Source organism: Selenomonas sp. GACV-9 (assembly GCA_900116485.1).
GTDB classification, from domain to species: domain Bacteria; phylum Bacillota; class Negativicutes; order Selenomonadales; family Selenomonadaceae; genus Selenomonas_A; species Selenomonas_A ruminantium_G.
In genome coordinates, this window is record FPAX01000002.1 from 201,589 (window position 1) to 217,614 (window position 16,026).

The window sequence follows — 16,026 nt, forward strand, 5'->3', positions numbered from 1 at the left end:
ACTCTGTCTCAGTTCTCAGCCTTTTGTCCAGCCTTCCGTCAACAGATCCCCGTCAGCATATAGAAGAGGATGCAAAGGAAGGGCACGAAGAATTTCAAGCCCATAACCACAGCAATATCATAGTACGAGTCATTATGCGTAAGTCCGCAGATGGCCAGCAGCGTAACCAGGGCACCGCAATGTGGAACCGGATCGATGCCGACCGAGGCAATTGCCACGATGCGGTGCAGGACCTCCAGCGGAATCCCAGCTGCCGTGGCCATGGCAGCCCACTGATCGCCGAGAGCCGACAGGGCAATCGTCAAGCCGCCCGATGCCGATCCCGTGATGCCGCACATGATGTTCGTCGTGATGACTGCCGACAGCAGCGGGCCAAAGGAATCGGCGATTCCTACGAGCCAATCGATGACCGGCAGGAACCCTGGCATTGCCGTAAGGACGCAGCCGAACGCATAGCCCGAGGCAACGTTGAGCACTGCCGTGCCCGAGGAAAGCGCTGCATAATTGATAGGCGGCAGGAAACCGTCAAGTACCATGAACCGCTTGCGGCCAATATAGGCAGCCACGACACTGCTGATGATCAAAGCCACGCTGATGGACCAGATGGCCGATACCTTGCCAACCTGCGTAGCCAGCAGCGACAAGTGCAGTTCTTTCAGAGTCTCCAGACTGTCAGCATTCCAATGGAATCCCCACGCCCAGCCGAATGGATTCGACAGGATGACATTGATGACGATGACCAATACCAGCGGCAACAAAGCCCAATACCAGGGAATATGGATTTTCGGATTGCGTTTGCGGCGCCCATCGACCACATGATTGCCATAGCCCTCACCAGCAGCCTTGAGCACCTTGGCCCGATGACCAACCCAGCCCCAGCCAATCAGCAGGAACAACAAGGAGGCAAAGACGCCGATTCCCGGTGCCGCCCATGTGCTCGTCTGGAAATACGACGAAGGAATGATGTTCTGGATCTGCGGCGTACCTGGCAGCGATACCATCGCAAAAGAGAAGATACCTACCCAGAGAGCCGCCGGCAGCAGCCGTTTCGGGATATCGGCTTTCTTGAAGACAACTGCACCGAACGGATACATGACGAAGGCGACGACGAAGACGCTGAGACCACCGTAGGTCAAAGCACCGCAGCCCAGCAATACCGCCAGGATTGCCCGCTTTTCCCCAAGCACGTCGACAATCTTGCCGGCCACCGCCGAAGCCAGACCACCCTTTTCCATGAGCCGCGCGAACACCGCGCCAAACAAGAACACCGGATAATACGTCTTGACGTATTCTGCCAACCGCGTCATGTAAAGCTCGCTATAAACCGGCAGGATGTCGAACACGCTGGCCAAGGCTGCCAATCCCGCAAAGAACGGTGCGATCAAGATGATTGACCAACCCCGATACGCAAAATACATCAACCCCAGCAATGCCAATGCTATACAAAGTGCCTCCATGTCGTCCAAAGACTCCCCTCTGTAAATAGGATTTAATAATAAAAAACTATATAAACCACTAAACGATAACAATTAGGAATGATAGATTTTTTTTCCATAGGAAAAGCAGCCGACATCTGCCGACTGCTTGCTAAGATTCCCTGTTTCGTTTGCAAATATTATATTACCATTAATATTTTTTATTGTCAATAAAAATTTATATTTGTCCTTTTATTCAGAAAATTTATCAAGAAAAAATACAGCCAGGCAATCCTGCCCAGCTGTACCTGTTTGAACACTTATTCCTTTTTCTGCAGAGCCGCCAGCTTTGCAGCCTTCTTCGCCAGGAATCTTTCGCGCAAGATCAGCTTATGCTCCATGCGTTCAACGAAATCCTGCGCATCGGCGATGTCCTGCGCATCAGGATGGGATGCTGCCAGTTTCCAACGCTCAGCACTCTTGGGCCCACCATGCGGATCATCGGGACCGGCATGCTTGCGCTTTTCCAGCATCGCCGGATTGATCTTGCCCTGGCAGCCAAACGTGCCGAGTATCTCACACCCCTCGCCAAGATGATAGCCGGCACGGGCAAACGAGGTAATCGCATGCTCACTGGTCGGCGACGTGCCATGTGTCTGGAAAAATACCACCTTCGCCCCTCTGACACCGGCCAAATACTTGAGTGTCAACGGATCTGGCTGGCCAAGCCGCAACCAGTAGCCAATGGCCACCACATCATAAACCGCCAGATCCTGCGGCGCATCCTGTACGCGGAAGATATCGGCATCGCCGGCCTTTTCTGCAATCGCCTCTGCTATCTGCCGCGTATTCCCCGTCACGGACGAATATATCACAGCCCATTTCGTCATGTTGCATCCCCCTGTCTCATCTGGATACAGTCATTGTAACATAAACGCTCTGACACAGCCGTAAGTTTTGTTACAGCCAAGGACTTCTGTGCCTTTTGGGACGGTAATGCCCCTTTCTACCAGTCTGGCCCTTTTCCTGCTAAAAAAAGCTGTCAGCACAGCTTTTGTGCTGACAGCATCAACGCCTATCACGAAAGTACTGATATACATCGATAACATCGAGGAACGCTCCATCGAAACCAGCCTGCATGATGGTATCCAGATATGCAGACGGACTGCCATAGAGGATGGCCTGCCACTCCGGCCGCCAGTATTTGACACGATGGCTGCCCCAGTCTTCGTTCTCCTCAGCCATCCAGTCCGGACGCTTTGCCTGCCATTCCGGCCGCCAATACGCGCGATACGTCTCGGCCTCGCCAACGCTCATATAAGCATAGACAAGCCGGCGTCCGCCCTGCGGCTTATGCTGGAGCCGCTGCACCTCTGCCGCCGTCAAGGGACGGTCCTCGCAGTACAAGTCGAGGATCAACAGATCATACGGTGACTGCTCAAGCTTGGCAAAATACGTTTCGCGCGCATATTGGCCAGGATTCAGCAGCACCAGGAAATTGCGGACATCACGAAGTGCCCGGACGTCGCGGTCATTGACTCCTGCTGGCGGTTCCTGCGGGATATAGTCAAGCTTGCGATGCGTTGACGCCCAGCTGATATAGCCACACTGGCTGTTTTTTTGCTGTGCTGCGGCCTGCTGCTCCGCATCCAATACATAATCGATGTTGAAAACCGGCAATCCTGCCTGCAGCGGAACCTGCAAGGCCAGTTTATAGTAATCGCTGGTTTCCTTTTTTGTCGCTTCGCCATCCTTCAGGTCACTGCCATAGAACACCGACTCCACGAGCTGCCCATCAAGAATCTGCAGCATCTTGCTGGCATTCTGGGGCGTATTGCCATCATGGGGCAAATACAGCGCCGCACCGCCATTAGCCAGCAGGCCAAAGCCAGGACGCCTTGCCTGCACATAGTCATGCAGGCTTCCCAGCAAGTCAACCATCGCAGTATCATAGGCCACAGGTTCAGCCGCCACCCCCAGGGCCGGAAATGACGTAAGCAGACCGACGCCTATGGCCAGTCTGCGCAATAACAAGCCTATCTTTCCATCCATCATTGTTTTCTCCTGTCATCAGAATGTGTGATTATACATCAAGCTCATCTTCCAACCATGATAGGAATCTGTATCACTGCCATTTATCGTGTAGTTTTCCACCTTGGCTGACAGCGCATCCCTGGCCCCGCAGCGGTAATCATACCCTAGCATCACCGACTTTATCCGGCGGCCGTTTTCGCTCTTCCCCGTCAGCCAGTTATAGCTATCGCCATTCGTCTCGCCATAGCCGAGCAGGATATAGGCAGCCTGATTCTTGTCAAAACGATAGCGCCAGCCCAGGCCGCCGTAATAGCGGCGCACGCTGCTGGCCGTAGTTCCCTCCTGATAATTGCTGATCAGGTAATATTGCCACGAATTCCTCGCATCAAGCTCCTGGTTGCCATAGATGCGCAAGATCCAGTCATCACCATCATCATTGCGGCCAGATAATGCGACATTTGAATCATCAAGGACATGTTCTACTCCACCTTCCCAATACGAATACAGATGATTGCGATAATAGGAATGGCTGGCATTGATATGCGTGAACTGGACCGAGAGCTGCTCCTTTTCGCCAATATGGCGATACTCCAAATCCTGCCGGAATTGATTGCTCGGGTCGATGCTATCCTTCAGTTCAACATCCTGCACCTTTTCCAATCTGATATCTTTTGCCTTTGCATAAGCAGTAACGGCCGCCCAGCCGCCCAAGGACTCAATATCTGCTGCCGTCACAGTGTCAGACGCACTGCTATGATATGTATAGTCCCCTCGGATGATATAGCTCAGCCGCCCGGTCAGGCTGTCACGCTCGGTGATATGCTGAGTCACCTCTATGCCTGGCGTCACCTGCCAGCCTTCGCTGAAGGAATTGAACCGCGCGAGCCCCTCAGCCGTCATCGCATGCTGATGGGCATCCTCGATGCCTGTCGGCACATTGATATTGAGCAGATAATGCACATCATACTGCTTATGGTTGTTCTTCCAGGCAATGCCCAGCGTGGTATCGGTCCAGCCTCTGACATGACCTCGCCATAGTCCCGTATCCGAATCGATCCAGCCCGTGGACAATGAATAATCCCACTGCTTTTCTGCCGTATAGAACTCAAGCGGCTGATAGAGCTGATAGCCACGCTGCCTGGCCCCGCGCCACGTATAGTATTCAAAGCCAAGGCTTGCGCCCATCCCTTCGCCGAAATGCTCCAATGCATAGTCAGCCTGCTGTTTCCATACCTGCGTTGCCTGCAGACTCTTATCCGCTTCCAACACATAGGCAGCCGCCTCTTGATTCCACTTGACGCTATCCGCCAGATCCTGCTGCCGCTCCTGGATATCGGTCTGTGCCTCGCCCTGCTGCTCGGTAAGATCTACCACCAGCTGGCGTGCATCGCGCTCAGCATCTTCTGCGGCCTCGCGCGCAGCCACCAGCGCATCGAGCTGGTCATTCAGCGCATCCAGCGCGGCTTCGCTTTCATCAATAGCCGTATCGAGTTCCTGCAGCCGTGCCGCAAGTGGCCCGATTTCCCCACTGCGGTCAGATGCCATCCCCTGCGACTGCCGTGCCGCATTGACCATCGCCATGACATCATAGAGACGGTTCTGTTCATAATTGACGCTTTGCCAGGCCTGTTCAATGATGGTTTCAAGACTTTCCTGCTGGCGCGCATACTCCTCCATCTGCGCCACAGCGGCGTCGTAATTTCCCTGGACCGTATTCCTATCCGCTGCCAGTTCGTTCACGATTTCCTGCTGGGCCGATATGTTGGGCAGGAAATCTGCTACAGCCTGCTGGGCGGCAATCGCCGCTTGCGTGCGCGCCGCACTTTCTGTACGGGCCTTGGCCAGTTCCTCGGTTACACGCTGCAAGCGCCTTTTGGCCTCCTCCAGATTCTGCTGGGCGGAGCTCAGCGCCTGTGCGGCATCACGCTGAGACTGGCGGGCCTGCTGCAGATTGGCCTCAGCCTGCACCAAAGCGTCAGCGGCCTCGCGGACATTGCGCTTAGCTGCAGCAAGATCACGGATGCGGTCCCGGGAATCACGCAGCGACTGCATGGCTGCTGGAACTTCCAGGAAGGTTTGGATCGATGCTGCCTCCGTCGCTGCTGCCGGCATCATGCCCAGCGTCCCTAAGGCGCCTGCCGCAGCCCGCTGACGCCAAAGCTCCTGCTGCTGCCTGTGACGTCGCCGGCTGCGCGTCATGCGCATCGCCATACTTTCCCGCTGGCGACTTGCCGCCAACAGTGCATCTTTATAGGGCTGCAAGCGCCGACGCCCCTTGCGGCTAAGTCTCATTCCTTTTCCCTCCTTGCCATTTCTAGATCGACATAACGGTCACCATAAAGATACAGCGTAAGCCGGGTAAGCAATCCCCGCGGTGGATGATAAAAGACCGGCTGTGAACAGAACACCAAATAATTGATTCGGTTCGCAAAATGATTGAGCCGCCAGGCACCGACCACAAAACTCAGCGCCGCAGCGAGGAAAAACGTAAAGCCGTAGCTCTGCTCGCCCCACCAATAAAGGCCACCTAATCCCAGCAGGAAATTGCTGGCCAGGAAAAACAGCGACACCATCAATACATCTTTCTGATAGTCAAAGTAAATCAGCAAGATGTAGATGAGCTGCAGCAGCCCCGTAAAGAAGGCCGCAAACAGCAGGATATTGAACATATGGATCTGGCTATGGGTAATGCCTGCATGGGCGAGGATATAGCCCCCCAACGCTAGGAATATCATCGAAAAAACCAGCTGCAGTTCAATCACATGGCGAAGTTCAAACCAGAGCACATGCAGCAAATCCTTGCGGGCGTCCTCAATCTGCCGGAAATTCCCCTTGCGCGTGATATACGAAAAATAGACAGCATACCGCTTGTAGAAATTCGTCTCCACCGATACGACAAATACCATCATGAGCGGCAGGATTGACAGCAGCGCATAAAAGGTAACGACATCGTAAACCGGCGAATAGAGGAACGTGCCTGCCGCCTCTACGCCCCAAGGGCCGAACCAGATGATGATATTGGGCAGGAACAAGCCCAACACGTAACTGATGGAAATCAAGAACAGCCGCCAATGACGCTCAAAATAAGGCAGGAAGGCAAAGTTCATGCCATTTTCCGGCACACCAAAGCAGGCGGCAATATTCACTAAGAACAACAGTACAATGATGCCCATGCCAATATCTGCGGCCAGCAAAGCCGCCTGCTCAGCTGGCAGGACATCCGTCCCCAGCAGCAGTGCCGCCAGTCCGATGCTCACCAATACACCGCAGAAATAACTTCCCAGCAGTCGCTTGTACTTCTTGATTGCCGACAGATAGACGCTCTCCACCCAGACCAGCAGCAATTGCGCAAAGAACAGATAGGCCAGCCATTTGGTCAGCAGATCCAGCGGCTTGTGCCAAAAGAAAGCTGCCGCCGCCAGCGCTCCCAGCGCAGATACTATTGCTCCCATCCCCAAGAGCGATGCCGTGATATCCTGATAACGTGCCGACGAAAGGGAATCTGCCAGATAACGCGTCAGCACCATGGTAAAGCCACTGGAAAGGATCTGGGAAAAGACAAAGGCATAGACCACCGCCGCTACAAAGATCTGGGAAGCTCCTTCTGGCACAGCAAACAGATGGAACAACAGCTGTATGGCCAGGACCATGCTGGTCAGCAAAGCAAACGGGCCAGCCGTGATAATGGCAGAATAGGAATACGCCCGGATATGCCCGGCGGCTGTACGCGCCGAAAACAGTTTCTTCAGTTCAAAACCAACGCCTGCCATCAGCGCTTGACCTCCTTCTCCTGTGCATAGATCCTGCGATACGCAGCAATGAAATGTTCATAGGTATACCCGCGTTTTACGCGCTCGTAGCCAATATTGCCCATACGGCGGCGCAGTTCAAAATCCCTGCCGAGCCGGACAATCTCCTTGGCCATAGCCTCAAAATCCATCGGCGCGACAATGGAACCCGCCGCACCCAAATCGTCGTTGCTGTCGCCATAGATGAGCTCGCGGCAGCAGCCCACATCCGTCGTCACAAATGGCCGATGCGCCGACTGCCCCTCCAGGACAGCCAGTGGCTGCCCTTCGCTGATGCTTGACAGCACCATGAGATCCATCTGGGGCAGATATTCGACGATATTGACCGAACCTGTAAACGTCACATCTTCGATGCGCAGCATCTCCACGGTCTGCCGGCATAACGCATAATATTCGGGGTCCTCCTCATAGCCGCCCATAATGACGAGTTTAGCCGCCGGGATATCCTGCTTGACGAGGAAAAACGCGCGCAACAGCGTGACGATATCCTTGATTGGAACCACGCGGACAACGGCCCCAATCGTCAACGGGCCATCATGGGGCTGCAGCGCAGGAATGGCCGCAAAGCGCTCCATATGCACACCATTTGGCACGATGCCAATCTTATCGGGGTCACAGCCAAGATCCCGCTCAATCTCGGCGTTGTGCTCAAACAAGGTATAGACATGGTCAGCCACACGGTAAGATAGCTTGGCCAGATTATAGAAATACTGAATCCATACGGATTTGAAGTCGCCCTTGGCCCAGTCGCTCTTGATGATCTCGACCTCGCGTTCACGCGAATAGATGCCATGCTCGGTGATAAGGAACGGCTTATGATAGACATCAGCCGCCAGCGCCCCGATGACGCCGCAATAGCCGGTGGCCACGCTATGATAGACATCAGCCGCAGGCAGCTCCTGCTGCAGCAGGAAAAACAACGGCAGCAGCATCGAGCGCAACGTCCAAAAGAAATCCGTAAAGGGCAGATAGGGATACTTTTCCTCATATACCCGCTGGATCACATCAAAGAAATCACTGCTCATGAATATATCGAGCGGACTTTGGAAACGGCCGCGGTCACGGAAAATAACGGCCAGTTCCTTGACATCAATCGCCTTCGTTCCCGTCACCAAGTCATAGAGCGTCTTGCGTTCCGCAGCCGTCAAGATATTTTCCCGCATGCCTTTGGACTTGAGGCTCAGGATATCATCGAGGAATTCTTCCTGGACACCAACCACATTATCTGGCAGTTTATACTTGAAGTTCCCACGCTCCTTGGCCTCTGCCCCAATGGAATAGATGAAGAATTCATGCTCCGGCAGCCCTTGGATAAGCATCTGGCACCAGGAAGAGACTCCCCCCACCACATAGGGATAGGAGCCTTCTGTCAGCAGACAGATACGCATCACTTCTCCTCCTTCCAAAATAACGCAGCCTCAGCCGCCTGGGTCTCAATCATATAACAATCCGCACCAATGCGCTCAAACCTTGCGCCATCGGCATGGTCGATTTCCCTTTGGGTATGCAGAATGAACCGCAGCGGATAACGGAAGTTCCAGCAGTACAGTCTAAGCCTGTCTGCCTCACGCTGCACGCGGTAATCCATATCAAGATAATCCGCAAAGTAATCCGCACATTCTGAATCCGTTACCGGCCGCAGCCAGCCATAGCGCGTCTGGAACTCGGTCAGGAATGCCCGCAAGCTTTCTTCCATCGTCGCCCAGCTTATATCCTTGCTTTCCTCGTAAAACATCTCATCGGGATGAACGAAATGCGAAAAACAGCCAATATAATTCAGCACACTGACCTGTTCATAAATATTTTGAGCACTAGGCGCATAGCCAGCAGAAACGCGTGGTATCTCAAAAGTATCATCGTCATCATGACGTTCAAAATCCGTGATATATGCCTTGTCAGCAGCCACGCCATCAAACAGCGACGAAAAGATGCGCACCTCAGGAAATACCTCCCGTATCGCGGCCCGGCCCTCAGGGCTCAGGATATCGGATGGCGGCACATACGCCTTGAATTCATAATCAGGATAGGCATCCTTTACATAGCGGCGCAATTCCTTCATCGAATCAACCATTGCCTGCTGATTGGGCCAGGGCTTATAATCAAGATTTCCCTGATTGTAGCCTTCTGGTGCCAGCGATTGATGATTGTATCCATGGAGCCCCAGCTCGCCGCCCATACCCAATAGTTCGCGGCCATAGATGATGAAATCATTGCGGATACGGCTGCCTGCAGGTGGGGCAAAATCCCCCTCGACCTGATCGCCATAGGACTCGATGATCAGTCCCGTATACTTGAGGTCGAAGTCCTTAGCCACCTGCCGCATATAGGGCCACCAGCGGTTGCGATAAAAATCAGCCGTTGTCATCTGCAGCTCATCATAGATTTTCGGATCCTTCCCCTCCGGCACTGGCGAGGGGAAATCGTCAATGAAGAACAGTTTCGTGCCCAGGACAGGATAAACATCCTCTTCCCCGCAATGGGCAATCATAGCTGTAAGCAGTCCCGCATTGGTCTTGTCATCGCGGACACTGCCGTTATAAACCAGATACTTTCCCTTGCCAGCCTCATGCTCCCACAATAACGGCTGCCCATTTTCGGCGCTGATATGCAGTGTCGCATCAGGCTGCAGGCTGACCTCCGTACAAACCGTATCATAGACGGTGCCCTCGCCAAAGGAAACGCCCTTGCCACCAAACAGGAAATCTGTCCAGATATGGATACCGCGCACCTGTGCCTCCTTACCGACCTGTGCAACGCCAAGATCACTAAGCAGGTCTTGCGGCAGACTGCCACCTGCCTCCAGGTGCATCAATACAGCCACAGTACCGCCTGCCCTGGCATACTCGCGAACCGCTGGCAAACAAGCCACCCGCTCAAGACAGCCCGTTGCCAGCAGCACACCACGGTAATCGCTGGCCACCGCTGTATCAGCATCATAGATAGAGGCCGTTTCGCAGTCTTTCTTCTGCTGTGCCAATATCTTTGCCAGCCGGTGACGCGCAAAGACGCTGCCGACATCGCGCGGATCATAAAGCAGCAGATACTTGTCACGCGCCAGCTCCACATCCTCCCCCTGCAGTGCCGCCGCTGGCAGCTGTGTCAGGTTTCGCAGTGGCAATAGATGCAAGAAAGCATCCATTCGGCTGAGCTGAAAGAATATTCCCAGTGCCATGACCAATATGAAAATCAGCGCAATTCCCCGCTTATCCATTGCCCTGTATCTCCTTATCCCAAAAACGAATCACCTGCAAAGCCTTGGGAGACAGCTCAAGCGGCGATGCCTTCAGCGCCGCAATCGCCTGCTGCATCTTCTCCCGCTCATGCTCCGCCTGGTATAGCTCGATATACATGAGGAACGATTCCTCCCTGGCCGGGAAATGCAGCATCATCTGTTCACAAATATGTTCTGCCGTCCGGAAATTGCGGATATCTAAGAGCTGGCGGATCTCTTCAATATAATAATCAATCCGTTCGGGCAAAAGTGACACCAGATGGTCAAGCAAACCAATATAGTCTCCCTGTTTCTTGCGCCAGGTCACATGATCGATAAACTCCTTCTGCGCCAGATATTCCCGCAAGAGCTCCACGTACTCCACCAAGACAGCCGTATCCTCATTCTTCTCCCCTGAAAGCACCGCGCTTTCCTGTTCAAAGAGTCTTGTCTCCAAGTTCTCCATGCGCGTCGTCAGCATTGACACCGCATAATAAGCGATTTCACGATCCCGGTCATGCATAGCCATCTGCAGGATATTTTGATTATCCACCACCGACTGCTTGATAGCCTCGGTGAAGAAATGACGTTTCTGCTGCACATCAGCCACCAAAAAGGCATCATTGAGTGGAATGATATCCCGGTCAAATTCCGTACCGCGAAAAAAAGCCTCACCGGTATCATCAGCCTCAGGAGTGCGTTCCCGATAGAGACGCCCGACATGGCAGCAGAGCTTGAACAAGAGCAGAATCAAGAGCCCGAAGAAGGGCACGCATAGCACCACTGCTGTTTCCGCCAGCGCCCAGAGTAAGGGATTGCCCTTCCAGTCCAGCAGGAAAAACATGGATGTCAGCAGCAAATGACAGCCTACAGCCAACATAAACATACTCATACGATACCCTCATCGGCCCAGGTAGCAAGACCGCGTTTCTGCAGGCGCCGCTGGACCATCGCCGTTACCTCTTCATCCGCATCCGGCAGCAGGACATAGATATTCCCCGCCAGCAAACCGACAAAATCCTCATTGCGGATTACGCCTGTCAAGCGTTCATCCAGCCCGCGATAATCCATGCCTGTCATATCCACGCGCAGCATGGCAATTGGCAAATCCCCCTGCAGTTTGCGGCGGGCCCTGAGTTCTTCTATGATCTTGCGGAACTCATCTTCCTGCATGATACGCGTATCCGCCATATAACGGCGCTGCTGTATCTCGCTTTCATACTGATAGGCCCGTCCCATCGACGACGCAATCAAGCGGACCGTGATTGACAAGAGATTCTGCTGATAAAGGCTCCACTGCTCAAATTTCATGCCAAATATCTCGATCACCGCAATGACCTGTCCCTGATGGACAATGGGAGCTGCCATATCCGGCGTATCCTTCACGAGCTCCCGGTTGATATAGATAGCCTTTTCCCGCAGCACAGTCTGCAGATATGGGCTGTCCGCCACGCACAGGGAACGCGGCTGCTGATTGGCTAGTCTTCCCATGCGGACTTTCTGACGCAGATAACGCTGGTCAGCTCCGACGACATAGATGGCAATATCCTGAACATCGAGCACCTGGGCAGTGACGGCCGCCGCCTGAGTAAATATGTTTTCCAGCTCGACGCTATCAAGATTGCGGATAATCCGGTATAGACGGCCAATACTATCATCAGAATTCACAATCTGATGATAGAGATGATCTTTGACCTCAAGATTCTCTTCGTACAGTTTCTTGAAGAACTCCACCCGCTCTTTATACTGCGCCACCTGCCAGTCGGCAGCCTCCCGTTCGTGTTTGCGGCTGTCGGCCACATACCCCGTGAGCACCGCCACAAACAGATACATGCTGACATGGATCAGTACAGCCGGTACATATAACAATCCTACCCAGGTGTTGCCCTGCCAGACCAGACCGACAAACAACAATACCGTCGACAAAACCATCGCCAGCAAGGCCTGGTGCTTGCCATAAAGCCAGCCCATGGCACCGATATACACATAGTTGATATCAAAATTGATGACGGGATTAACTGGTGTTCCCTGCTGAAACGCCATGACTGCCGCCATAAGGCAGCATCCCGCTGCATTCTCGATATACGGTACAGCCTTCTGCCACCTGAGCTGCCGCTTTGCCTGTTGGCGTGCCGCTGCCGATGCTTCCTTCTCCTTGACCAGTGACGCCTGCACATATTCCCAGGTAAGCCGCAAGCCTTCCGGTAAGGTGTATTTTTCCCGCCAGCCCAGCTCCTGCTCTGCCACGTTTTCCCCAGAAGTATTCATCGCATAACTATCCGCAGCCTCTGCCATGATATCCATAGGGCACGTCCGACCTGTAACCTGCTGCAAAAGACGGGGCAGCTCCTCCCAGCCGAGTCCATTTCCTGCTGTCAGGCTAAGCGGCGCACCTGAATACTGACGCGAAACAGCCCGGTAGATGCCATATACCGCATCATCCCGATAGATAAAGCTGCGCCGGCCAGCAGTCCGGCTCGCTACCATACCGCCCTGCAGCAAAGCGTACAACGACCGTCCCATAAAACCATCCTGCGCCTGACAGCCTGGGCCATAGACCTCTGGCAGCCGCAAGATCATAAACCGGCAACCTGAGACCTCTGCCCAGCTGCTGCCGATGCGTTCGGCCAAAGCTGCTGCCAGACTTGCGGGCTCCCTTTGCCCTGCCAACGGCTGGCTAAGCAACGAGGATAGCAGATATACCTGCCGGACACCATTTTCCCGGCAAGCCTGCAGTACTGTCAGAAGCTCCTGACAATCACAGCCAGTTTTGCTGTCAGCACTTTCGGCACCGATTGCATAAAGCAGCACCGGGATGTTATGGATCCTTACGATTTCTGCTGCTCCCGCCTGCCCCTTTTCCCACTCAAATACCTGCCAGCCTTCTTTTATAAAGATATGCTGCAGTTCCTGCTGCCAAAAGGGCTTATCTCCCGCCAAAATGATTCTTTTCGCCAAATCTACCTTTGTTCCTGTCGCCATGCAACCTCACCAGCTTTCTATCTTTTAGACTGGACAGCCTATGCCTTCGCACATAACCGGATTACTGTGTGTTCCAGGATTTCCTCGCCAGCCTGGCCAGTTTTCAGCCAGTAATCCGCATCGATGAGCTCAAGCATTGCTGCCTTCAGCACGGCCTCAGGGAACTGCATTGCTGCCCGACCAATCTTCTCAGCAATGAACGGGTTGAGCTCCATAGGCTTAGCCAATGCCTTGCCACGTATGCCCTTGCCCTGCAGGACCTTGGCCTGCCAAAGCTGGCGCACATGACGCGTCAACAGCGACAGGATGACCGTGAAATACGTGCCATCTGCCAGCTGCCGCCGCAAAAGCATCAAGGCCTTGCGGCTGTTGCGCTCACTTATCGCATCCATCAACGCAAAGATTGAGACTTCAGGCAGTCCTGCAAACACCTTGACAAGATCCGACTTGGTAATACGGCGTTCCTTGGAAAACAGCGCCAGCTTATCAAACTCACGGTCAAGGAACTCCAGCGATATCTGCTGCATCATGCTGACTGCACCCTGGAAATACGCATAGGCATCACGGTCCATATCGCGGTTCATCGCTTGCAGTTTCCCCTGCAGCCAGTCATTGATATTCCAAGCCCTTATTGCCTCAGCCTCCAAGACCAGGCCGTATTTTTCGATGGTCTTATAGAGCTTGCGCCGCTTGTCGGCCTTATCGCCAGTCACGAAGATGATATAACTGAAATCTGGCATGTCCGCCAGGGCCGCCAGCAGCCGCTCCATTTTCTTGTCCTTGGACGCCGCTTTCTTTTCGCCCTCAGCCTTGGCCTTATCCTTGAACAGCGTCGTATTGTGGATCAGCAGCACATTTTTATCTACAAAAAAAGGAGCCGTCTCAATCATGCCGATAAGGTCATCCGTATCGATATCCGCATTGATTTTCTGAACCGACTCCATTACATCCTGTTGGTCTGGAAAAAGCCCCGCCAGGATCTTTGCCAGTGCTTTATCGATATAATAATGCTCTTCTCCAGCCAGCAGGAACAAATGACAATCCTGCTTTTGCCGGAGTTTCACCATAAACTCGCCAAAATTCACGTTTTATCCGCAGCTTCCTTTAACTAATATCTAAGAAAATTATTTGTTTTCTCTAATAATTATAGTAAAAGGACATCGCCAATACAAGCGATGCCCCATTATAATTCAATTAGAGGATTAACTATCTCAGACAAGGCCATGGGCCAGCATGATATCAGCGACCTTGACAAAGGCGGTGATATTCGCACCAGCCACGAGATCATCCGGATCAGCATATTTTTCGGCATTGGCTTTAGCCGAGCGATAGATATTCGTCATGATATCCTTGAGCTTGTTGTCGACTTCCTCGAAGGTCCACTGCAGACGCTCGGAGTTCTGCGACATCTCGAGAGCCGATACGGCAACACCGCCAGCATTGGCTGCCTTAGCCGGTGCAAAGAGCACCTTGTTCTGCTGGAAGTACTCGATGGCCTCCAGCGACGACGGCATATTGGCGCCTTCGCCGACTGCGATGACACCATTAGCTACCAGCGTCTTAGCGCTTTCGATATCAATCTCCCCCTGGGTTGCACACGGCAGTGCCACATCGCACTTGACTGTCCATACCCCCTTGCAGCCCTCATGATATTCAGCCTGCGGATGCGTAGCGACGTATTCCTTGATGCGGCCACGGCGAACCTGCTTGATTTCCTTGACAGCATCGAGGTCGATACCATTCGGATCGTAGATATAGCCATTCGAATCCGAGCAGGTCACGACTTTAGCTCCGTACTCCTGCGCTTTCTCAATCGCATAGGTTGCCACGTTGCCGGCACCCGAAACCACCAATGTCTTGTCCTTGAGGCTGATGTTCTTGTCGTCGAGCATGTTCTTGACGAAATACATCAGACCATAGCCCGTAGCCTCCGGACGTGCCAGGCTGCCCCAGTAGTCCACGCGCTTGCCCGTGAGCACTGCCGCATCGTAGGCATTGCAGATGCGCTTGTACTGGCCAAACAGATAGCCGATCTCGCGGCCGCCCACGCCGATATCACCAGCCGGCACATCGACATGCGGGCCGATATGACGATAGAGCTCCGTCATGAAACTCTGGCAGAAATGCATGACTTCGTTGTCCGACTTGCCATGCGGGTCAAAATCCGAGCCACCCTTCGCTCCACCGATAGGAAGGCCCGTAAGTGCATTCTTATAGACCTGCTCAAAGGCCAGGAATTTCAGGATGTCGAGATTGACACTCGGATGAAAACGCAGGCCGCCTTTATAGGGGCCGACAGCGCTGTTCATCTGCACGCGGAAACCGCGGTTGATATGAGTCTCGCCCTTGTCATCCTGCCAAGGAACACGGAAGGAGACGACGCGCTCTGGCTCGACCATGCGCTCGAGAATCTTCTGTTCCTTGTATTCCGGATGTTTCTCCAGAACCGGTACGACAGTCTCCAAGACTTTTGAAACCGTGGTTTTGAACTGCTGTTGTTCGGGGTCACGTTTTGCAATGAGGTCCAGCGTATCCTGGACATACTGTTTCATGTCTGCCAAAGTAATCGCTCCTT

11 protein-coding genes are annotated in these 16,026 nt (G+C 53.4%); all 11 read right to left on the reverse strand.

All coding sequences use genetic code 11. The annotated features are described in order from the left end of the window. Positions 1–38: 38 nt before the first annotated feature. Complete coding sequence (locus BM322_RS04170; protein WP_075428648.1) at positions 39–1,457, reverse strand: GntP family permease; 1,419 nt, start codon at positions 1,455–1,457, stop codon at positions 39–41. A gap of 278 nt (positions 1,458–1,735) precedes the next feature. Further along, positions 1,736–2,305 carry a flavodoxin family protein gene (locus BM322_RS04175; RefSeq protein ID WP_075428649.1) on the reverse strand — a complete coding sequence of 190 codons (570 nt, stop codon included), beginning with the start codon at positions 2,303–2,305 and terminating at the stop codon, positions 1,736–1,738. 178 nt (positions 2,306–2,483) lie between these two features. Then, on the reverse strand, positions 2,484–3,467 hold the full coding sequence (locus tag BM322_RS04180) for an endo alpha-1,4 polygalactosaminidase (RefSeq protein ID WP_177220814.1): 984 nt from the start codon (positions 3,465–3,467) through the stop codon (positions 2,484–2,486). A gap of 18 nt (positions 3,468–3,485) precedes the next feature. Beyond that, positions 3,486–5,741 carry a hypothetical protein gene (locus tag BM322_RS04185; RefSeq protein WP_075428650.1) on the reverse strand — a complete coding sequence of 752 codons (2,256 nt, stop codon included), beginning with the start codon at positions 5,739–5,741 and terminating at the stop codon, positions 3,486–3,488. Continuing rightward, positions 5,738–7,219, reverse strand: a complete 1,482-nt coding sequence (gene pelG, locus BM322_RS04190; protein ID WP_075428651.1) for an exopolysaccharide Pel transporter PelG — start codon at positions 7,217–7,219, stop codon at positions 5,738–5,740. Before pelG ends, BM322_RS04185 begins: the two co-directional genes overlap by 4 nt. Beyond that, entirely contained in the window at positions 7,219–8,646 is a 1,428-nt protein-coding gene (gene pelF, locus BM322_RS04195) for a GT4 family glycosyltransferase PelF (protein WP_075428652.1), read from the reverse strand. The genes pelG and pelF overlap by 1 nt, the downstream gene beginning before the upstream one ends. Beyond that, positions 8,646–10,469: a DUF2194 domain-containing protein gene (locus BM322_RS04200; protein ID WP_075428653.1), complete on the reverse strand. Its 1,824-nt coding sequence runs from the start codon at positions 10,467–10,469 to the stop codon at positions 8,646–8,648. The genes pelF and BM322_RS04200 overlap by 1 nt, the downstream gene beginning before the upstream one ends. Continuing rightward, positions 10,462–11,361, reverse strand: coding sequence for a hypothetical protein (locus BM322_RS04205; RefSeq protein WP_075428654.1), 900 nt, complete (start codon positions 11,359–11,361; stop codon positions 10,462–10,464). Before BM322_RS04205 ends, BM322_RS04200 begins: the two co-directional genes overlap by 8 nt. Continuing rightward, the gene (locus tag BM322_RS04210) at positions 11,358–13,427 is read right to left on the reverse strand and encodes an NAD-dependent epimerase/dehydratase family protein (RefSeq protein WP_177220815.1); all 2,070 of its coding nucleotides are present in this window, start codon (positions 13,425–13,427) and stop codon (positions 11,358–11,360) included. Before BM322_RS04210 ends, BM322_RS04205 begins: the two co-directional genes overlap by 4 nt. 62 nt (positions 13,428–13,489) lie before the next feature. Further along, on the reverse strand, positions 13,490–14,536 hold the full coding sequence (gene holA / locus BM322_RS04215) for a DNA polymerase III subunit delta (protein ID WP_075428656.1): 1,047 nt from the start codon (positions 14,534–14,536) through the stop codon (positions 13,490–13,492). Between the two features lie 126 nt (positions 14,537–14,662). Beyond that, positions 14,663–16,012: an NADP-specific glutamate dehydrogenase gene (gdhA, locus tag BM322_RS04220; RefSeq protein ID WP_075428657.1), complete on the reverse strand. Its 1,350-nt coding sequence runs from the start codon at positions 16,010–16,012 to the stop codon at positions 14,663–14,665. Between the last annotated feature and the right edge of the window lie 14 nt (positions 16,013–16,026).